Annotated in this window: 28 protein-coding genes; all 28 read left to right on the forward strand. The window is 61.6% G+C overall.

Translation table 11 applies throughout. The annotated features are described in order from the left end of the window. The first annotated feature begins 24 nt into the window (after positions 1–24). Positions 25–846 carry a DUF6291 domain-containing protein gene (locus tag NE609_RS05890; protein WP_148337968.1) on the forward strand — a complete coding sequence of 274 codons (822 nt, stop codon included), beginning with the start codon at positions 25–27 and terminating at the stop codon, positions 844–846. Continuing rightward, a complete protein-coding gene (locus NE609_RS05895) occupies positions 843–1,571 on the forward strand; it encodes a replicative helicase loader/inhibitor (protein ID WP_178627673.1) in 729 nt (242 codons plus the stop codon). Before NE609_RS05890 ends, NE609_RS05895 begins: the two co-directional genes overlap by 4 nt. Continuing rightward, entirely contained in the window at positions 1,568–2,182 is a 615-nt protein-coding gene (locus NE609_RS05900; RefSeq protein ID WP_178627671.1) for a cell wall hydrolase, read from the forward strand. The genes NE609_RS05895 and NE609_RS05900 overlap by 4 nt, the downstream gene beginning before the upstream one ends. Then, positions 2,179–2,370: a hypothetical protein gene (locus NE609_RS05905; RefSeq protein WP_148337962.1), complete on the forward strand. Its 192-nt coding sequence runs from the start codon at positions 2,179–2,181 to the stop codon at positions 2,368–2,370. The genes NE609_RS05900 and NE609_RS05905 overlap by 4 nt, the downstream gene beginning before the upstream one ends. Then, a complete protein-coding gene (locus NE609_RS05910) occupies positions 2,367–3,230 on the forward strand; it encodes a DUF6273 domain-containing protein (protein ID WP_256152001.1) in 864 nt (287 codons plus the stop codon). The genes NE609_RS05905 and NE609_RS05910 overlap by 4 nt, the downstream gene beginning before the upstream one ends. After that, positions 3,227–3,427, forward strand: coding sequence for a hypothetical protein (locus tag NE609_RS05915; protein ID WP_178627667.1), 201 nt, complete (start codon positions 3,227–3,229; stop codon positions 3,425–3,427). Before NE609_RS05910 ends, NE609_RS05915 begins: the two co-directional genes overlap by 4 nt. Then, positions 3,402–4,235 carry a DUF5131 family protein gene (locus NE609_RS05920; RefSeq protein WP_256152002.1) on the forward strand — a complete coding sequence of 278 codons (834 nt, stop codon included), beginning with the start codon at positions 3,402–3,404 and terminating at the stop codon, positions 4,233–4,235. Before NE609_RS05915 ends, NE609_RS05920 begins: the two co-directional genes overlap by 26 nt. Continuing rightward, positions 4,228–4,398, forward strand: coding sequence for a hypothetical protein (locus tag NE609_RS05925; protein WP_256152003.1), 171 nt, complete (start codon positions 4,228–4,230; stop codon positions 4,396–4,398). The genes NE609_RS05920 and NE609_RS05925 overlap by 8 nt, the downstream gene beginning before the upstream one ends. Continuing rightward, on the forward strand, positions 4,395–4,625 hold the full coding sequence (locus NE609_RS05930; protein ID WP_178627663.1) for a hypothetical protein: 231 nt from the start codon (positions 4,395–4,397) through the stop codon (positions 4,623–4,625). Before NE609_RS05925 ends, NE609_RS05930 begins: the two co-directional genes overlap by 4 nt. Then, positions 4,580–5,113 carry a Holliday junction resolvase RecU gene (locus NE609_RS05935; RefSeq protein ID WP_256152004.1) on the forward strand — a complete coding sequence of 178 codons (534 nt, stop codon included), beginning with the start codon at positions 4,580–4,582 and terminating at the stop codon, positions 5,111–5,113. The genes NE609_RS05930 and NE609_RS05935 overlap by 46 nt, the downstream gene beginning before the upstream one ends. Before the next feature lie 10 nt (positions 5,114–5,123). After that, positions 5,124–5,333, forward strand: coding sequence for a hypothetical protein (locus NE609_RS05940; protein WP_178627661.1), 210 nt, complete (start codon positions 5,124–5,126; stop codon positions 5,331–5,333). Next, complete coding sequence (locus NE609_RS05945; protein ID WP_256152005.1) at positions 5,323–5,574, forward strand: hypothetical protein; 252 nt, start codon at positions 5,323–5,325, stop codon at positions 5,572–5,574. Before NE609_RS05940 ends, NE609_RS05945 begins: the two co-directional genes overlap by 11 nt. Positions 5,575–5,975: 401 nt before the next feature. Further along, complete coding sequence (locus NE609_RS05950) at positions 5,976–6,323, forward strand: hypothetical protein (RefSeq protein WP_178627627.1); 348 nt, start codon at positions 5,976–5,978, stop codon at positions 6,321–6,323. Positions 6,324–6,338: 15 nt separating this feature from the next. Further along, positions 6,339–6,629 (forward strand): hypothetical protein, encoded by a 291-nt coding sequence (locus NE609_RS05955; RefSeq protein ID WP_178627657.1) that lies wholly within the window; start codon positions 6,339–6,341, stop codon positions 6,627–6,629. Then, positions 6,622–6,996, forward strand: coding sequence for a single-stranded DNA-binding protein (locus tag NE609_RS05960; protein ID WP_087301519.1), 375 nt, complete (start codon positions 6,622–6,624; stop codon positions 6,994–6,996). Before NE609_RS05955 ends, NE609_RS05960 begins: the two co-directional genes overlap by 8 nt. A 54-nt stretch (positions 6,997–7,050) precedes the next feature. Further along, positions 7,051–7,563, forward strand: coding sequence for a hypothetical protein (locus NE609_RS05965; protein WP_178627655.1), 513 nt, complete (start codon positions 7,051–7,053; stop codon positions 7,561–7,563). Between the two features lie 156 nt (positions 7,564–7,719). Next, positions 7,720–8,346 (forward strand): ParB N-terminal domain-containing protein, encoded by a 627-nt coding sequence (locus NE609_RS05970; RefSeq protein WP_148337947.1) that lies wholly within the window; start codon positions 7,720–7,722, stop codon positions 8,344–8,346. Next, a complete protein-coding gene (locus NE609_RS05975) occupies positions 8,327–8,923 on the forward strand; it encodes a ParB N-terminal domain-containing protein (RefSeq protein WP_178627653.1) in 597 nt (198 codons plus the stop codon). Before NE609_RS05970 ends, NE609_RS05975 begins: the two co-directional genes overlap by 20 nt. A gap of 3 nt (positions 8,924–8,926) precedes the next feature. Next, positions 8,927–9,670 (forward strand): hypothetical protein, encoded by a 744-nt coding sequence (locus NE609_RS05980; protein WP_178627651.1) that lies wholly within the window; start codon positions 8,927–8,929, stop codon positions 9,668–9,670. A gap of 5 nt (positions 9,671–9,675) precedes the next feature. Beyond that, the gene (locus NE609_RS05985; protein WP_178627649.1) at positions 9,676–10,947 is read left to right on the forward strand and encodes a radical SAM protein; all 1,272 of its coding nucleotides are present in this window, start codon (positions 9,676–9,678) and stop codon (positions 10,945–10,947) included. 13 nt (positions 10,948–10,960) lie between these two features. Beyond that, positions 10,961–11,524: a hypothetical protein gene (locus NE609_RS05990; protein ID WP_087301527.1), complete on the forward strand. Its 564-nt coding sequence runs from the start codon at positions 10,961–10,963 to the stop codon at positions 11,522–11,524. After that, positions 11,511–12,971 carry a phage terminase large subunit gene (gene terL / locus NE609_RS05995; RefSeq protein WP_087301529.1) on the forward strand — a complete coding sequence of 487 codons (1,461 nt, stop codon included), beginning with the start codon at positions 11,511–11,513 and terminating at the stop codon, positions 12,969–12,971. Before NE609_RS05990 ends, terL begins: the two co-directional genes overlap by 14 nt. A 111-nt stretch (positions 12,972–13,082) precedes the next feature. Beyond that, positions 13,083–15,176: a phage portal protein gene (locus NE609_RS06000; RefSeq protein ID WP_256152006.1), complete on the forward strand. Its 2,094-nt coding sequence runs from the start codon at positions 13,083–13,085 to the stop codon at positions 15,174–15,176. Positions 15,177–15,187: 11 nt separating this feature from the next. Beyond that, positions 15,188–16,174, forward strand: coding sequence for an HK97 family phage prohead protease (locus NE609_RS06005; protein ID WP_256152007.1), 987 nt, complete (start codon positions 15,188–15,190; stop codon positions 16,172–16,174). Positions 16,175–16,190: 16 nt separating this feature from the next. Next, positions 16,191–17,720, forward strand: coding sequence for a phage major capsid protein (locus tag NE609_RS06010; protein WP_256152008.1), 1,530 nt, complete (start codon positions 16,191–16,193; stop codon positions 17,718–17,720). A gap of 36 nt (positions 17,721–17,756) precedes the next feature. Continuing rightward, on the forward strand, positions 17,757–18,170 hold the full coding sequence (locus NE609_RS06015) for a hypothetical protein (protein ID WP_178627646.1): 414 nt from the start codon (positions 17,757–17,759) through the stop codon (positions 18,168–18,170). A 14-nt stretch (positions 18,171–18,184) separates the two neighbouring features. Further along, entirely contained in the window at positions 18,185–18,316 is a 132-nt protein-coding gene (locus NE609_RS06020; protein ID WP_256152009.1) for a hypothetical protein, read from the forward strand. Positions 18,317–18,353: 37 nt separating this feature from the next. Then, positions 18,354–18,995, forward strand: coding sequence for a phage head-tail connector protein (locus tag NE609_RS06025; RefSeq protein WP_178627644.1), 642 nt, complete (start codon positions 18,354–18,356; stop codon positions 18,993–18,995). The last annotated feature ends 3 nt before the right edge of the window (positions 18,996–18,998 follow it).

An 18,998-nucleotide genomic window follows, 5' to 3' on the forward strand; every position in this document is an offset into this window, starting at 1 on the left:
TTCCTCCAAAGGAGGTGAACCCAAGTGCCGGATGAAGCACGCGAAGGCTTCATGTTCTTCCGCAGCTACTACGAAGGGGCGAAAGAGCTGGACGACGAACAGCGCCTCGCCTTCTACGACGCGCTCATAGAGTACGCGCTCAACGACACGGAGCCTACCATCTCCGGCGTCCCAAAGAGCTGCTTCGCCTTTGTTAAGCCTGTGCTTGACAGGAGCAAGGCGAGAGCGGAAGCAGGCCGCAAGGGAGGCAAAAGCAAGCGCGAAGCAAACAGCAAGCAAAACGGAAGCAACTCGAAGCAACCCGGAAGCAAACCCGAAGCCATAAAGGATAAAGGAAGGGATAAAGGATTAGGAAAGGACAAGCAAGAGGATGAGGAGGATAACCCCCCTTACCCCCCTTCGGGGGATGATGTGGGCCAGCCACCCGAATCGCCCGGCGTAGACCCGGATTTTAGCGAGGAGGAGCCGCCCAGACCCCGCAGGCGTAAACCGTCCACCCTGTCCAAGACCCAAGAGGCCCGCTTCAATCGCTTCTGGGCTATATACCCCCGGAAGGTCAGCATCGGCGACGCCGAAAAGGCATGGGCGAAGATAGAACCGAGTGAGGAGCTCACAGACACTATCGTCGCCGCCGTCGAGACGGCCAAGCGGTGTGACACCCGCTTCCGGGAAACCAGATACACCCCGCACCCTGCGTCATGGCTGAATAGCAAGTCGTGGGAGAACCAGTACGACGGGCCGGAGGACTATCCTCCCCCGCCGCCCCCACGGGGGCCCGGCGGCAGGCCGGACACCCTCGGCGTCCTTGAGGCCATGCTCGGCGAAGAAGGAGGCGACGGATATTGACGCGGGAGGAGACCATCAAGGTCATCGGAATTATCACGACGGCCTACCCGAACTTCGACAAGTTCCGGGACGAAAAGCATATCCGCTCGATGGTAGCCATCTGGGCCGATATGTTTTCCGAGGACGACGCCGGGCTCGTTGCCCTTGCGGTCAAGGAGCATATCAGCACGTCGAAGTGGCCGCCGTCCATCGCGGAGATACGCGAGATTATGACACGCATCGCCCACCCGGACATCATACCGCCGGACGAAGCGTGGGAGGTCGTCTCCAAGTACCTCGACACCGAGGGAGAGTACAACCACGGGGACATCTACCGGGCCCTCCCGAGGACTATTGCCGAGGCGGTGGACAGCATCGGATACGGGCAGCTTTACGCCATGCACGTCGCATACGCACGGGGCCACGCCGCAAAGGCGGGCCTCGACAGAGTGGCGTTCATGCAGGCATACGAAGACAAGGTCGAACGGCAGCGCCGGAAGGCGATGCTACCCGGAAGCCTCCGCCAGAAAATCGAGGCGGTCAGCGCCGGGCTCGACGACGGAACCCGCAGCCTCATCGAGGGAGTGAACCGGCGGTACGAGGAGCGGCAGGCTCTTTACCGGCGACTTGCGGAGCCCAGAGACCTCCTCGCCCTGGTCGGCGGAGAGGACGCGGAAGCGAAGCTCCTCGAGGAGCGAGAAAGAAGGGCTCTTGAGGCCCGCTACGAAAGGGATGATTACGAATGAGCAAGGTGAAGGACGCGGTCACACTGGCTATGCTGCTGGTGGCGATTGTGTTTTCGGCAGGATTGCTCACCCTGCCAGAGTACTCCTCTGCGGGCCTTGACCTCCCCGGGCTGTCCTCTGCCGCCCCGGAGGGGGAAACATACCGCCCCAACGTCACAAGCCCTCCTGTGTCCTCTGTGGCGCCTCCTGCGGTCACGCCGGAGCCCCTCTACACCGAGAGGGACGTCGAAATGCTGGCGAAGACCATCTGGGCGGAGGCCAGAGGTGTCCCCAGCGACGCAGAGAAAGCAGCCGTCGCATGGTGCGCCCTCAACCGGCTGGACGCTGGTACATACGGGGAGACCCTCGCGGAGGTGCTCACTACGCCGTGGCAGTTTGCCTACTACGAGAGCTCGCCGGTCACGCCGGAGCTCGAGGCGCTCGCCAGAGACGTCCTCGAGAGGTGGCAGGCAGAGCAGCGCGGCGCAGAAGGTGTCGGGAGAACCCTCCCGGAGGACTACTTCTTCTTCGAGGGGGACGGCCTTCGGAACCATTTCCGCAAGACCTACGAGAAAACCGGGGCGACGTGGGATTGGAGCCTACCAGACCCCTACGGGGAGGCGGCTGTATGAGCAAGACTACCCCGAGAATGTGCAAAATCTTCAACTGCGACAGGCGGCACGGGAATTTCTGCTGCGCCGACTGCGGCTACAAGCGGAACGGTAACTGCAAGAACCCCTGCCTCAACGGGCCAGAGCGGTGCAACTGCGTCGCCGAGCCGGAAACCAAGAAACCAAAAACGGGAGGTAACACGAAATGAAAGCGAAGCTCAAAACCCTCAAACGCGGGCAGACCTTCTACGGCGCGGGCATCCAGTGGCTCGTGCTGGGTCACACCAACAGCAGCCAAGGGCTACCCATCGTCACACACATCGTTTCCACCGGCATCGTCGAGCGCCGGGCCTTCGATGAGAAGAACCGCAACGACCTAGGCGTCAGCACCCTGCTCGCCTACCTCAACGGGGAATTCCTCGAGAGGCTCGAGGACGCCTTCGGAGAAGGGGCCGTCGCGGAACAGTTCATCGACCTCACCAGCAACGACGGCCTCAAGGACTACGGGAACGTCAAGGCGAAGGTGGGCCTGCTCACCGAGGAGGAATACCGGCAGCACCGCGACATCCTCCCGCCCCTCGGCGACGAAGGCTGGTGGTGGCTGGCGACGCCGTACTCCACCGAGCGGGCAGGCTACCCCTCCCTCGTCCGCGTCGTGCACTCGGACGGGACGCTCGGCTCCTACAGCGCGTACAACGGCTCCTACGGCGTCCGCCCGGCTTTGTATCTGAAATCCGACATCTCGGTATCTCTGGACGGGAACGACGAAAGCACCATTGAGGTGAGCGAGGAGGAGCTCTATAAGGCGGCGGTGCAGAAGTTCGGCGAGCGGGCCCAAATCCTCGTCGCCATCGAGGAGATGAGCGAGCTCACCAAAGCCCTCCTCAAGTACATCCGGCACGAAGACTTCAACCAAGGGGACTACGACGACATTGTCGAGAGCATCGCGGAGGAGCGGGCCGACGTGTCCATCATGCTCAACCAGCTCGCCGTCATCTTCGGCAAAAACGAAGACGCGGAGACGGAGAAGCTCGAACACCTTGCGGACATCGTCAAGGACGCCTTATGAACAGGCGGATTTTGAAGAAGCGGGCAAAGCGGTTCATGGACAGCTTCACCCGCGAGAAGATACCCGCAGCCTTTACCTCCAAGGAGGAACGCCGCCAGTACGTCAGCGCCTTTGCCCGGCAGTACGTCGGGCAGGCGGCGCACTTCCCGGAAACAGCGAAGGAGGCCCAGCATGAACATCCACAAGACGAAAATTGAGTGGTGCAGCCACACATGGAACCCTGTCACCGGCTGCCGGCACGATTGCCCCTACTGCTACGCCCGGCGCATCGCAACGCGGTTCGGCCCCAAGATTGACGAATTCCCAGATGAGAGCGGCATCACGGCGTTTATCAACGAAGGAGTGGACTGCTACGTCGTCGAGAAGCCCACGGAGCTCAAGGACTGGCAGGGAAATTACCGGCGCTCGACGCCTTACCCCAAGAACTTCGCCCCTACGCTCCACAAGTACACGCTCACATACCCGGAGAAGCGCCTCACCCCCGCCGCCATCTTCGTCGGCAGCATGGCAGACCTGTTCGGGCGCTGGGTGCCGGACGACTGGATAGAGCAGGTCTTTGACGCTTGCCGCCGGGCCCCGAGGCACACCTACCTGTTCCTCACCAAGAACCCGCAGCGGTATTGCGACCTCGCCAGCGCCGGGAAGCTCCCCACGGAGCCGAACTTCTGGTACGGAACCACCATCACCGGCCCGGATATGCCTTTCTTCTTTTGGGACAAGGCAAACACCTTCGTGAGCGTCGAGCCCCTTTTGGAGCCCTTCGACACCGAGGCCACCGGCGGCGAAAACCCCTTCGAGCGCGTCGGATGGGTAATCATCGGAGCCATGACGGGCCCCGGAAGCAGGAAGCAGCAGCCGAAGCGGGAATGGGTGGAGGCTATCGTTAAGAAGGCCCGCGAGGCGGGCACGGCGGTCTTCATGAAGGACAGCCTCAAGCCTATCTGGGGCGACGACATCCTCCGGGAGCACCCGCCCGGCATGATAGGAGGCGACAACAGTGGATGAGCGAAGGAAAATCGACTGTGTTTCAGCCGCAGACCGCGATACCCTCGTCACGATACTTGCCCGGAACGGTTACGCCGTCCGGCAGGCCAAGGAGAAGCGCGGAACCTCCAAAAGCTACACCTACTTCGTCGAATACTGGAAGGAAGGAGGAAAGCCGCTGTGAGGAAAGGAACCAAGCGCATCACCGTCGTCGTGACGGCCCAGAGCTACTACCACCTGCGCCACCTCGCGGATATGGCCGGCTACAACAGCATCGGGCGCGTCATCGACAAGCTCGTGCGGGAGCACCAGCTCGCCATGCGGGGCGGATACACAACGGAGAAGCCAAACGAAGGAGAGAGACCATGCAGAGAACGCACAGACCGACATCCCACAAGAAAGACCCGATGAAGCAGTACCAAGGGGCCGTGAGCCGGGCGCAGGGCAAGCACTTCGAGGAGTACATCGACCTCTCCCTCCGCTACTACGAGCAGAGGGGCGAGGCCGTAGTCGAGAAGACGCCAGAGCCCATGCGGCCCACCAAAGACCTCGGCAACGGGAAATTCATCGCGTACTACGAGAAGGCCGCGCAGCCGGATTACAAGGGCACCCTCAAGGGAGGCAGGGCCGTCGTCTTCGAGGCCAAGTACACACACTCGGCCCAGATGGAGCAGAGCCGCGTCACCCGAGAGCAGGCCGCCCGGCTGGACGACCACCTCGCCGCCGGGGCCATGTGCTTCGTCGTCGCCGGCTTCGGCAGCGGAGACGTCTTCCGCGTCCCGTGGGACGTCTGGCGTGACATGAAGACGCACTTCGGCCACAAGTACGTCACCCCGGAGGAGCTCGAGGCCTACAAAGTACCGCTGGGCCGGAACGGCGTTCTGCTGCTGCTCGATTGAGAGGGAGACCATGAGCGTCAAGAAGTATGTCGTCATCGAAATCGACTGTGACGAGTGTTCTTCAACATACCGTGAGGATTTTCTCGACAGCGGAAGCAAAATCCAAGTCCAAAAGCAGGCGATGAGGGACGGATGGATAATTTCCGGCGGCGGACGCCGGTGCCTCTGCCCTCGCTGCGTAGAAAGGAAAAGCCATGAGACAGATAATCATGCCAAGTGACGTTATTCTCCATCGCCCCACAGGCGAGACGTGGACGGTCTGCGGCGTAGACCACAAGGCCGGACGCCTTATCCCGTGCGGCTACCCTTTCCCCACCGTTGCCCGCATCGAGGATTGCGAGGTCATCGAAAGGCACTACGAGACGCAGTACCAGACGGAGGAGCAAATCAAGGCCCTGCAGAAGTATGAGCTTACCAGCTTCATAGACGTCAAAAGCGCCATGTTTCACGGGCTTATTTGAGAGCTGGGGGGGAACGGGCGATGAACACCTGCGGAGAATGCGAATTTTTCGGGGATTTCGACGGGCACATCTTCGGGCCCTGGGAACCTATACCGGGAAGCAAGTTTTACAGAACGCCGTTTCTCGGTTTTGATGAAAAGAAAGGGGCGATATGCGCCCTCCCGCGCAGCGGAACGAAGACCCGGGCATACCCCGACACAACGGCCTGCCCCCACTTCAAGCCTCGGACATGGACGCGCCCGCCTTCGTGCCACGACTGCGACAGGAAGCACGGAGAGATGAGCGACGGCTCCGTACTTTGCAGCGGATGGCCTTTTTACAAGAAAGAGGGGGACGTGCCCTGCCAAAACGGGAAGATGGCATACGGGAAAAATCTATCGCTTTTTTGAGAGGATGGTGCTATGAGACCAATTTCCGAAATTAAGAACAACTACCGGCTCCGCATCGTCAGCAGCGGAGAGGACGGCTTCGCGGCCTATATCAACCACCCGTGCTACAAGCCCACAGCCATCGCCGTCATCGCCTCGTGGGGAGGCGGCTGGGAGCACGTCAGCGTCAGCCTAGCCCGCCGGTGCCCCACATGGGAGGAGATGTGCATGGTGAAGGACATCTTCTGGGGAGAGGAGGAGTGCGTCGTCCAGTTCCACCCGCCCCGCAGCGAGTACGTCAACAGGCACCCGTACTGCCTCCATCTTTGGAAGAAAATCGGCGAGGAGTACGAGACCCCACCGAAAGAATACGTCGGATGAAAGGAGACCAAGACCATGAAGAAGAAGCGCGGAATTTTCGCAGGGCGGCAGCAGACGCCGCCCGCCATCCTGCCCACCCAAATCAGCGACGCGAAGCTGCTGGCCGACCTCGACGTCGAAATCGCAGCAGCAGAGCGGGCCGCCAATCCCCCGGAGGGCTCCACGGCGGTCATCAATGCACTGTCCCCCGGCCTCGCGGCCATGATGCCGACGGCCACGAAGCAGGCCCGGAAGAAGCTCCTCACCCTGCAGCAGGTCAGAAAGCGCCTCGCCGAGCTCATCGAGAAGGAGTACCAGCATGAATAGAGTAATCCTCATCGGGAACCTCACCCGAGACCCCGAGCGGCGCACCACCCGCAGCGGCGTGACGACTTGCAGCTTCACACTCGCCGTCGAGCGCGACCACAAGGACAAGGACGGCAACCGCGTCACCGACTACATCACGGTCATCGCGTGGAGGAACACCGCAGACCTGTGTTGCCGCTACCTCACCAAGGGACGGCAGGCGGCGGTCATCGGGAGCTGGCACAACCGCAGCTACGAGGACAAGGATGGAAACAAGCGCACGGTCTCCGAGTGCATCGCGGACGACGTGCAATTCCTCGGGGGCCCGCGCCGGGACAACGCCCCCGGAGGGTATGACGACGACTACCCCTTCCCGGACGAAGAATAACAGCAGGCCGCCTCTTTGAGAGGGGCCACCCCATACGAAAAGGAGGCGGTCAACATGGGGAAGAACAACTGGCCGGACTTTGACGCCATCATCCAGAAGGCCGTGAACGCAGGCCGGGCACAGGGCATGAGCATCGCAAAGGACGCCTACAAGGCCACCGAGCGCAGGCTCTATGCCCTGCCCGTCCTGCGCCAGAAGGTCGAGGATGACAAGGAGAAGCTCGAGCAAATCAAGACCCACGGGGCCCCGGAGCGGAGCAAGAGCATTGTGCGGTTCAGCCGCACCGGCTACCGGCTCACCCCGGAGGAGATGCTCGAGGCCATCATCAAAGACCTCGAGGCCACCATAGCGGCGGATGAGTACGAGATAGAGACGCTCGAGAAGGCGCTCGCCCATATCGAGGACGACCCCTTCTACCCCGCCGTCGAGGCCAAGTACATCGACGGGCTCGAGGACGACGACATCGCCGCTGACCTCAAATGCGGCAACACGCAGCTCTGGAAGCAGCGTGGAAGGCTGGTGCGGGCCGTCGCGGTTCTCCTCTACGGCTCGCAGGCGTCAATGTGAATTTCAGCCGCGAATTTGCGAACCTTGCGTGTGAATTTTGCCTGTGCTATAATACCTACAATGCGAAATTGCGGATAGCCGCAGCAGCAAAGGGCACCAAGGCCGTCACGGGAAACCGGGGCGGCCTTTTTTCATGCCAGAAAGGAGGAAAGCGGCGTGAACATCAAGCGCATCAAGCTCGCAGACGTGAAACCGGCGGCCTACAACCCAAGGCGGCAGCTCAAGCCCGGTGAAAAGGAATACGAGGCGCTCAAGGCATCTATCAGCCGGTGGAGCCTCGTGGAGCCGCTCGTCGTGAACCTTCGGACGGGCAACCTCGTCGGCGGGCACCAGAGGTACAACGTCCTGCTCGACCTCGGCCACACGGAGGCAGAGGCGGCAGTCGTAGACCTCGACGAAAAGCAGGAAAAGCTGCTCAACGTCGCACTGAACCGCATCGAAGGTCAGTGGGACTACGAAAAACTGCAAGACCTGTTCGAGGAATTCAGCGCAGAGGACATCTTCGCAACCGGCTACTCCGACGGGGAGCTCAAGACCCTTTTCGGAGGTGAGGACGAAGACCCCACAGACCTCTACCAAGATGACCCGGAGCCGGAGGAAGACGACGACGGCGACGACACCGAGGAGGACGACGGGGAATTCAGCATCTACCTCTCCTTCCCGACCCGGCAGGCCGCAGAGGAGTGGCTCGAGGGCGAGGGCATCGAGAGGGGCTTCCCGAGGGGAGGCCGGAACCTCGTGATACACATGGAGGGCGACAGCTATGAAGATACAAGAAATTGAATTTTCGCGGCTGATACCCGCCGACTATAACCCCCGCGTCGCCCTCACCCCGGATATGCCGGAGTTCGAGAGGCTCAAGAACAGCATAGAGACGTTCGGAAACGTCGAGCCCATCGTCTGGAATGAGCGCACCGGCCACATCGTAGGCGGCCACCAGCGCCTCGCCGTGTTGCAGCACCTCGGCTACACCAGCGCAGAGGTCAGCGTGGTAGACCTTGATGAGAAGGAAGAAAAGCTCCTCAACGTGGCCCTCAACAAAATCAAGGGCCAGTGGGACTATTCCCGGCTGGAAGAAATCTTCCAAGAGTACGAGCTCGAGGAGGCGAAGGTCACGGGCTTCACCGGGCAGGAAATCGCCCTCATCCTCGCCAAAAACGACGACGTCGAAGACCCGGCAGCATGGCATGACGATGAGGAGGACGAAGAAGACGAAGACCCGGACTTCCTCGGGGCCTCGTGGGTAGTGACGCTCACTTTCCGCAGCAGCCGGGACGCCCAGAGGTGGATAGACCGCATGGGCTACGACGCCACCGCCAAGGCCGGGAAGAAAACCACCGTCATCAGAATGGAGGAGTGAGGCATGGACTTTTATGTGGGAATTGCGAGCTACAAGAGGCCGGAAGCCTCCCGGACGCTCGATTACCTCGATAGCCTCGGCTTTCCCAAGGAGCGGCGCATCTTGAGCGTCCAGACGGAGGAAGACCGGGACGCATACACGCGCAGCGGTTTGAACGAGCGCGTCGGCACCTTCTTGTACCGGGAGGCCAGCACCGCAGCCGGGAACAGAAACACCATCCTCTTGAACGTGCCGGAGGGCACCAACGTCGTCTTCATGGACGACGACATCAAGCAGGTCGTCATGGAAGACCTCGGGCTCGTGCCGCTGGACACCCTCGAGAAGTTTGAGCGGATGTGCAAGCTCGGCTTTGCGACGGCCCAGAAGAACCGCACCATCTGTTTCGGCCTCTACCCCGTCGCCAACGCCTATTTCATGCGGGGCGGCTACAAGAAGGCGGCCATCTGCGTCGGAACCCTCATCGGCATGGTGGCGACGCCGGGCATCACCTTCTGCGAGGAGCTCCAGACGAAAGAGGACTATGAGCTGTGCTGCCGCATCATCCGAAAGTACGGGGCTTGCATACGGTTAGACCGTTTCGCCTGCGACGCGCTGCACTACTCCAAGGGAGGATGCGAAGACGCATGGAAGGACAAGAGCGGCGTCATCCGCGTGGCGGAGCTGCTCGTCGCCAAGTACCCGGACATCCTCAAGCTGAACCCCAAGCGCCCCGGCGAGGTGCTCATGGTAAAGCGCGGAAAGAGGTGAGGCAGATGGAAAAGCTCAAGCAAAACTATACGAGCCCCCGGTGGAGCATGGAAATCCCGGACTGCTCCATGCCGATGAGCATGGACACATACAGCCGGTGTTCCTATAACTGCCTCTACTGCTTCTCGTTCTTCCAGAAAAGCCATACCACCAAAGGCTACCTCACCGGCCAGCCGCGCAGCGTGAACCCGGAGAAGGTCATCGCTCTGTTTGAAAACGCGGCGGTCAACAACACCGCAGCGGCGAACAAGACGGACGTGCAATTCTTCAAGTACATCCAAGACCGGCGCATCATGCAGTGGGGCGGCCTCGCGGACGAATTCGACGAATACGAGCGCCGGAACGGCGTCACCCTCGAGCTCCTCCGCTACTTTGACAAAATCGACTACCCGCTATCCTTCTCGACGAAGGCGGCGTGGTGGACGGAGGACAGCCGCTACATGGAGCTTTTCGCCCGGCACACGCACAACTGGCACGTCAAAATCAGCATCATCACCGCAGACCCGGAGAAGGCCCGGAAGATTGAGCGCGGCGTCCCGTCGCCGCAAGAGCGGCTCGCAGTCATCAAGAGGCTCGCCGACATCGGCATCCACGTCACGCTCCGGCTCCGGCCTTTCATCATCGGATGCAGCGAGGACTACCCAACGCTCATCCGGGCGGCGAAGGAGGCGGGCGCGGACAGCGTTACCACCGAATTCTTCTGCATGGAGAGCCGGGCCGACGACAGGCTCAAGGCCAGATACGCGGCGATGAGCGAGGTGCTCGGGTACGACATCCATCAGTTCTACATGGAGAACAGCAAGCAGCAGGGCTACAAGAGGCTGAACCGGGCCATCAAGGCCCCCATCATCCACAGGATGCGGGAGCTCACGCACAGCCTTGGGATGCGCTTCCACGTTTCCGACGCTTTTTGCCGGGAATGCAACGACGCCTGCAACTGCTGCGGCGTCCCGCCGGAATGGGGCGTCAGCCAGACCGGCAACATCGGGAACGCCATCATCATCGCCCGCGAGAAGGGCTTCGTCACCTTCTCCGACGTGATGGAGAGCATCAACAAGTATTTCGACTTCCCTTGGGTGGGGGCCTGCGGCTACAACACCGGCAGCAACAAGGCCCGCGCCCTTCTGTACGACACCACGATGGCCCAATGGCTGCGCTCCAACTGGAACGACACCAAGAAGGGCACCAGCCCGGCCAGAGCCTACGGCGGCGTCCTTGTGCCGGATGGGAAGGATGAGAACGGGGATGTCATTTACAGATACGCGATAAAGCGATAAGGGAGGGATGGGAATGCCAAAGAGACGCCCGGAGCCCGAGGCCGCCCTCCCGTGGGAACGGCAAAAGGGAGAGACCCCGCAGGCGTTCGAGGCGTTTTCCATCTACCGCGATATGGGCTCAAGCCGCAGTACGGCCAAGGTGGGGCGGAAGTTAGGCAAGAGCAAGAACCTCATGGACAGGTGGAGCAGCCGATGGGAATGGGTAGAACGGGCCCGAGCCTATGACAACGACCTCGAGCGCCAAGAGCGAGCAGAGGCAGCCAAAGACCTCAAGGAGGCCCGGAAGCGCCAGCGCAAGACCGGCTATTTCATGCAGAAGAAGGCCACCGAGGCCCTCGACAGGCTGAACGTCGAAGACCTCGACGCCAACGCCATCATCCGCCTCATTGTGGAGGGCGCGAAGCTCGAGCGCGGCAACCTCCTCGAGGAGGCGGGCTTCTTGCAGCCCACCGGCACCCCGGCCCGCAGCGGGCAGCAGGGCGCGGCGGACGGCGGCATAGATTGGTCGAAGCTGACGGACGCAGACCTCCGCAAGCTCGCCAGCATGGACGGAGGTGACGACGATGAGGAAGAATGACGCCCGCGAGAGGCTATACACCAAGGCGCAGCTACGGGAAATCGCCCGCGCCGCGAAGATGGAGCTCGCCCGGCGGAGCCTCATCGACTTCACGAAGTACACCAACCCCCTCTACATCGAAAACTGGCACCACGTCAGCTATGCGGCGAAGCTGGACGCCTTTGCCGCCGGAAGGATTAAAAAGCTCATGGTGTTCATGCCGCCGCAGCACGGAAAGAGCGAGCTGTGCAGCCGCAGGCTCCCGGCCAAGATGCTCGGGGACAACCCAGACCTCCGGGCGGGCCTTGTCTCTTATAACCACGACTTCGCATCGAAGTTCAACAGGGACGTGCAGCGCATCATCGACAGCCGGGAATACGCAGGGCTTTACCCGGAGACCCGCCTCAACACCGCGAACATCCGCGCAGCCGTCGGCTCTTGGCTCCGCAACTCGGACGAATTCGAGATAGTAGGGCGGCAAGGCGGCCTCGTCACCGTCGGCATAGGCGGTGGCCTAACGGGCCGCGCCCTCGACGTGCTCATCATCGACGACCCGTACAAAGACCCGAAGGACGCATGGAGCCCCACGGTGCGGCGGAGCATCCAAGACTGGTACGACACCGTCGCCACCACCCGCCTGCACAACGACAGCCGCCAGCTCATCACCCTTACGCGCTGGCACCAAGACGACCTCGCCGGCGTCATCCTCAAGCGCGAGCCGGGAGAATGGGAAGTCGTCAAATTCCAAGCCATCAAGGAGGGCGACCCCACCGACATAGACCCCCGGCACGAAGGCGAAGCCCTCTGGCCGGAGCGCCACAGCCTCGCCCGGCTGCTGTCTGCAAAGCAGAGCAACCCCCACGTCTTCATGAGCCTCTACCAGCAAGACCCGAGGCCCGCAGAAGGCCTCCTGTTCCCTGCAGAGGCCCTCAACTACTTCGAGATGGAAGACATACGGGGAAGGACGCCGGACGGCGTGATAGCCGTTGCAGACGTCGCAGACACCGGCGAGGACTACTACTGCATGATTGTGGCTTACCTTTTCGGAAACGACATCTATGTGGTGGACGTGATATACACCCAAGACCAAGCGGAGATAACGGAGCCCCTCACCCTCGGGGCGCTGGACAACTGGAAAGTACAGCGGTTCCGCATCGAGAGCAACGCAGGCGGGCGGCTGTACGCCAAGAGCATCCGCGAGAAGGCCAAGGGCTTCACGGCCATCGAGGCGGTGCCGTCCAGCACGAACAAGGAGACCCGCATCCTCACGGCCAGCGGCCAGATAAAGCAGCGCGTACACTTCCGGCAGGATTACGCGCACGGCAGCGACTACGAGAAGTTCTACGACCATTTCACCAGTTACACCATCCGGGGGCCGAACGAACACGACGACGCCCCGGACGCCGTGACAATGCTCATCACCACGGCGGCGGACAATATGCTCTCGTGGAGCCTCGAGAGCGATTAAGGAGGAGACCAATGAAAGACCAAACAGAGAGCGAGGTGAACCGCGATGCCCCTGTTTAACAGGCGGAGGCAGCTTCCCAGCGACCAATTCAGCCGCGCCGAGGGAAATGCCATGATACCGAGGTGGACGCGCCCGCCGGAGCGGAACACCTACGACTGGATTAAGATGTTCTCCAAGAGCCCGCGCCTCTCCGTGGTGGAGCGCATCGCGTCCGACCTTTCCTTTGCCACCGGCAAGCTCTACGTCGTAGGCAGCGACGGCGAGGAGAGCGAAATCACCCGGCACAGCTTCCTCAATTTTTGGGCGCAGCCGAACCCCCTGCACGAATTCTCGGCAGCAGCCTTGTGGCGGCTCGAGGAGATTTACCTCCTCCTCAAGGGCGAGGGCTACTTCGTCATCGAGAAAGACCCCGCAGGCCGCCCGGCAGAGCTTTGGCCGGTACCGACCCATTGGGTGATGATGACGCCGTACCTCGGGCACCCCTACTACACAGTCAAGACCACCAGCGGCAGCATCATGGAAGTCAGCGTGGATGATATGTTCGTGATGAAGGACATCAACCCGCTCGACCCCTTCCTTCGGGGCCTCGGGCAGGCGGAGGCCATCGCCGACGAAGTGGAAATCGACGAATACGCCGCGCAGTTTCAAAAGCGGTTCTTCTACAACGACGCCACCCCGAACATCATCGTCTCCATGCCCGGCAGCAGTGACGAACAGCGCAAGCGGTTCCGCGCTGAATGGCTGGAACGGTTCAAAGGCGTCTTTAAGAGCCACGGCATAGCCACCACCGGCGGCGACATCAGCATCCAGAAGGTCGCAGAGAGCATGAAGGACATGGACATGGTGAATGGCAGAACCTTCATCCGCAACGCGACACTCGAGCATTTCGGCGTCCCCCGTGAAATCATGGGCATCACCGAGAGCAGCAACCGGGCCACCTCAGAGGCAGCCCAATACATCTACGCGCAAAACGTCCTTATGCCGCGCCTTCGCCGGCGCGAGGAGGCCATCAATCAACAGCTCCTCCCGATGTTCGGAGAGGGGCTGTTGTGGCGTTATGACGACATCGTTCCCCGGAACCAAGAATTCGACAAGATGAAGGGCATCGACGGATGGAACGCCGGGCTCCTCACCAAGGACGAAGCCCGCGAGCTCCTCGATATGCCCCCGGCAGAGGTGGGCGGGGACGTCTACAAGACGACCTTCTCCGACATCTACATGAGGGCGAACGAAGACCCGGCCAGCGTGAGCAGCAGTATGGCGAACCTGCAGTACGGAGACCCCGCAACCGCAGAGACCGGCGGCGCGGAGGAAATCGACGTTGAGGAGCCGCCAGCCGACCCGGACGCTGTTGAAATCACGGCCTTCGGCGGCAAGCAGAAAAAGAGTGTCAGCCTCCGGGCCATCATCCGCAGCGAGGACGCAGCGGCCCGGCAGAGTACCACGGCCTTCGAGATTGCGACCATGAAATACTTTCGGGAGCAGGCCCGCCGCATCGGCAGCGCCCTCGGTGCTACCGAGAAGGCATCCTCGACGGCGTGGGACGCCCTCAAGAGGTACATCACCGAGACCGGGCAGGTAGACCGGGAGGCATGGGAGGCGCTCACGGAGGAGCAGCGGAAGGCCCTCATGGACGAGTTTGTCGGGAGCCTCATCGACTGGCCGAATGAGACGGACGTTCTCAACAAAGTCTTTGAACCGCTGTGGAAAGAAGCGTACACCGCCGGGGCGAAGCAGACCCAAGAGCTCTACGGGCTCCGAGGTGTACAGCGCCCCGAGCTTATCAGCACCGCGAAGCTGCGCGGCGGCAGGCGCGTCACCAACGTCACCCAGACCACGAAGGATGCAATCGCCCGCATCGTTGCCGACGGCATCGAGAACGGCGACAGCACACAGGTCATGGCGGACAGCATCATGCAGGAAATGAACACCAATGAGAAGCGGGCCCGGCTCATCGCCCAGCAAGAGACCATGACAAGCCTCTCGACGGGCCAGTACGACATGATGGTGAACGCCGGAGCCCAGACCAAGACGTGGCACCACATGAGCATCACGCCGGACTACCGCCGCGACCACCGGCGCATGGACGGAGAGACCGTACCCATCGACGCGAAATTCTCCAACGGCCTACGGTTCCCCAGAGACCCGGACGGCCCGGCGGACGAAGTTATAAACTGCCGGTGCGTATGCACCCCGAACTTTTAGGAGGTAGCTCAATGGAATATACCGCACAGCAAGCCGCAGAGGCCGCCAGAAACATCGGCGTAGACCTCGAAGGGGAAAAGATACGCCCCGAGGCTTTGGCCGCTGGAATGGCCGTTGAGGCCGCCAGACACGGCACCAAGGATGCGGCGACCAACATCGTCGCAGAAGACCCGGTAATAGCGGCGAAGCTCGCGCTGGCAAACCTGCGCGTCTCGCCGAATTATTACTCTCCCAAGGCGGGAGTTACCGCATGGGAGAAATCCCTCGCCCGAGGGGCGAAGCAGCAGGGCCGGAAGACCGAGTACAAAACCCTGCTTTTCAACGTGGACGACTATGACGAGGAGCAAGGCATCTTCTCCGGCTACGGCTCCGTCTTCGGCAACGTCGATGACGGCGGCGACATCGTAGAGCCCGGAGCCTTCACGAAGACCATCGCCGAAGGATTTGAGCGAGTTAAGATACTCGCGCTACACAACGACAGCCTCCTCCCCATCGGACGCCCACTTGAAGTCAGAGAGGACAGCAAGGGCCTCTACATCAAGGCCAAAATCAGCGACACCGCGATGGGGCGCGACGTCAAGGTGCTGCTGAAAGACGGCGTCCTCAATGAGCTGTCCATCGGGTACGACCCCATCGTATTCGACTACGACGAAACGGGCATCCGGCACCTCCGGGAGGTAAAGCTCTGGGAGGTGAGCGTCGTGACGTGGGCCATGAACCCCGAGGCGACGGTCATCGGCTACAAGGCCGCAGAGACCGCCGACAGGGCCGTGAAGCTCACCGAGGACGCAGCCGCAGAGGTCAAGGAAGGCCGGAAAATCAGCTCTGCCCGCCTCAAGACCCTCAAAGAGGCGAGCGAGACGATGAAGAAGGCAGCCAAGACCCTCGACGCCCTCATTTCCGAGGTCGAAGGCGAGAAAGCAAAGTCGCGCAAGCGTTATCCCATCCGGGGCCTCAAGAAAGCCCCGACCCAACCCACCATTGAAATCACACTCTAAAGGAGGAACACCAACAATGGCTATGAACAACAAAAACACTCCCAGCGGCAAGTCTCTCAAGATGAGCGCAGACGACCTCAAGGAGATGGTGAAGGCCGCCGTCGCCGAGTGCCTCGGCGAGGAGAAGGAAGACACTCCGCCCGCCGAGGAGACCGCCGGTGAGGGCATGGACGTCATGAGCGTCATCGAGGAGGCCGTCGAAGCTGCCGCCGAGAAACGCAAGGCCCGCAAGGAGGCCGGTGAGGAGGTGCCCGAGGAGATTACTCCCGACGAAATCATCGCCGAGGCCGCCGCCATCCTTGACGGTCTTACCGCCGAGGAGGAGGCCAAGGCCGACGACGCCGAGACCGAGGAGAAGTCCGAGGAGGAGGTCGCGGAGGGCAAGGCCACCAAGACCACCGCCACCCGCCAGACTAAGAAGCGCACCGCAGCCCCCGCGCAGCGCAAGTACGCGGACATCTATCTGCCCCGCAAAGTCGTCACCGTCGAGAAGAAGAAAATCCCCGCCGACGTGCAGCTCGCCCGCGCTGTGAAGTGCCTGGACGTCTTTGGCCGGCACGACCCCGAGGCCGCAGCCTACTACGCCAAGAAGAACTACGGCGATGAGGCTATGGCCCGCGAATTCAAGGCCATGTCCGCCACCTCCCCCAGCTCCGGCGGCTACCTCATCCCGGAGATTTACCTCGATGAGATTATCGAGATGCTGTACGCCAAGACCGTCATCTTCGAGCTCGGCGCTCGCAAGGTGCCTATGGCGAACGGCAACCTCAACATCCCCAAGATGACCTCCGGCGCTCGTGCGACGTGGGGCGGCGAGGCTCGCAAGATTGCCAAGAGCCAGCCCACCTTCGGCAACATCAAAATGAGCGCGAAGCGGCTCGAGGCCATTGTGCCCCAGACCCGCGAGCTGCTCATGAGCACCAACTACTCCGCCGACGCCCTTTTCGCCAACGACCTCACCCGTCGCATGGAGCTGGGCCTCGACTACGGCGGTATGTTCGGCAGCGGCGGCGAATTCCAGCCTCTCGGCATCGCCAAGAATAAGGAGGTCGAGACCGTTGACGCTACCGCGCTGAACAACACCGAGCTCGCCAGCGCAGACGGCAAAATCACCGCCGACTTCCCCGTGTGGCTTGTGTCCAAGGTACTGGCGAAGAACGTGGACGACCTCGGCCTCGGCTGGACGTTCAACAGCTTCGTCGAGGGCTTCCTCAAGAACATGAAGACCACCACGGGCGAGTACATCTACCGCGAGGAGATGAACGGCGGCAAACTGCTGGGCTTCCCCTACAAGGTCTCCAACCAGATTGAGACCGCCAGCAACAAGACCACCATCATCTTCGGCAACTGGGCCGACCTCCTCGTGGGCGAGCAGCTCGGCCTCGAGACCTACACCACCCTCGACGGCTCTTGGACGGATGAGAACGGCGTCCAGCACAACGCCTTCGAGGAGAACCTCTCCGCCACCCGCGCCCTCATGTATGTGGACATCGCGGCCCGCCATGCGGAGAGCTTCATCGTCGTCAAGAATGTCGCCATCGCGTAAGGCGAAGGCGCATAACACCAAAGGAGGAACAGCAGCATGAAAAGAGAACTTCTTGAGAACGTGAAGGTGCAGCCCTACACCAGCGGCGACGCCATCGACAGAGAGGGCTACCTCTCTGCCGTGCTGGGCGTCTCCCTCGGCGCTGCCACCGGCACCCCCACCGGCATCACCGTCAAGGTGACGTTTACCGAGTGCGATACCGAGGGCGGCAGCTACACCCCTGTCGCCGACAAGCTCGTTGTGCCCGGCAAGACCACCGACGACACCGGCGCGGTCACCATCGAGGCCGACCCCGCAGGCAGCGAGCTCCACAACATCGACATTGACCTCGTGGGCTGCAAGCAGTTCATCAAGGCCACCGTCGCCGTGGAGTGCACCGGCGGAACCTCCCCGAGCTGCACCGCCACCTGCGCCATCGCCCTCGGCGACAAGAACGTGCAGCCGGTGTAAGGAGGGAGACGGCTATGTCCAGAGTGTATAAGCAGCCCCGCCCCGAGAGCAATAAGAAGGCGGCCCCGGTGACGGAGACCAAGGACACCGGCAGCGCGGGCAAGGGCAAGAAGAACACCGAGAAGGTCGAGGAGGGCGGCGAGTAGCCGCCCTCTTTCCCTTCCGACAGGAGGTGACGAACCTATGAGCGCAAAGCTGGCCAACAACGCCCTCACCACCCTCGAGGACGTGAAAATCATGCTCGGCATCGCCCCGGACGACGTGGATGAGCAGCGAGACGCCATGCTCGTGAACCTCATCAACTACGCCTCGGCGTGGATTGAGCGAATGACAGGCCGGAAGCTCGGGCGTCAGCAGTACACACAACGCTACGTCGCCTCTGGGACGCAAGAGCTCGTCTTGCTCCAATGGCCCATCATCAATGTCGAGTACGTCAAGGACACCACTGACGGAAGCATTATCCCGCCGGAGGAGTACGACTACACCGTAGACGGAGAAATCGGCGTCCTCTACAAGGACAACGGCTGGACTTTCCGGGGCTACGTCGGCGGCTTATCCTACGACTTCCTCCTCGCAGCGAGGTATTTGGAGGTCAAGTACACCGCCGGTTACGTCCTCCCAAAGGACGCCACGGAAGACGACCCCTGCACCCTCCCCGCAGACCTGCAGGGAGTGGTGTGGGGGATTATCCAGCAGGAATTCTCCATCATGCAGAACGGGGCGCAAGGCCTGTCCGCGTTCAGCATTTCCGACGTCTCTTGGACGTTCGACAAGAACCCGCGAGAGAGCTGGCTCACGACCATTGGCTACTACACCCGCTTGTGAGGA

The organism is Anaerotruncus sp. DFI.9.16 (genome assembly GCF_024461615.1).
GTDB classification, from domain to species: Bacteria; Bacillota; Clostridia; order Oscillospirales; family Ruminococcaceae; genus Anaerotruncus; species Anaerotruncus massiliensis.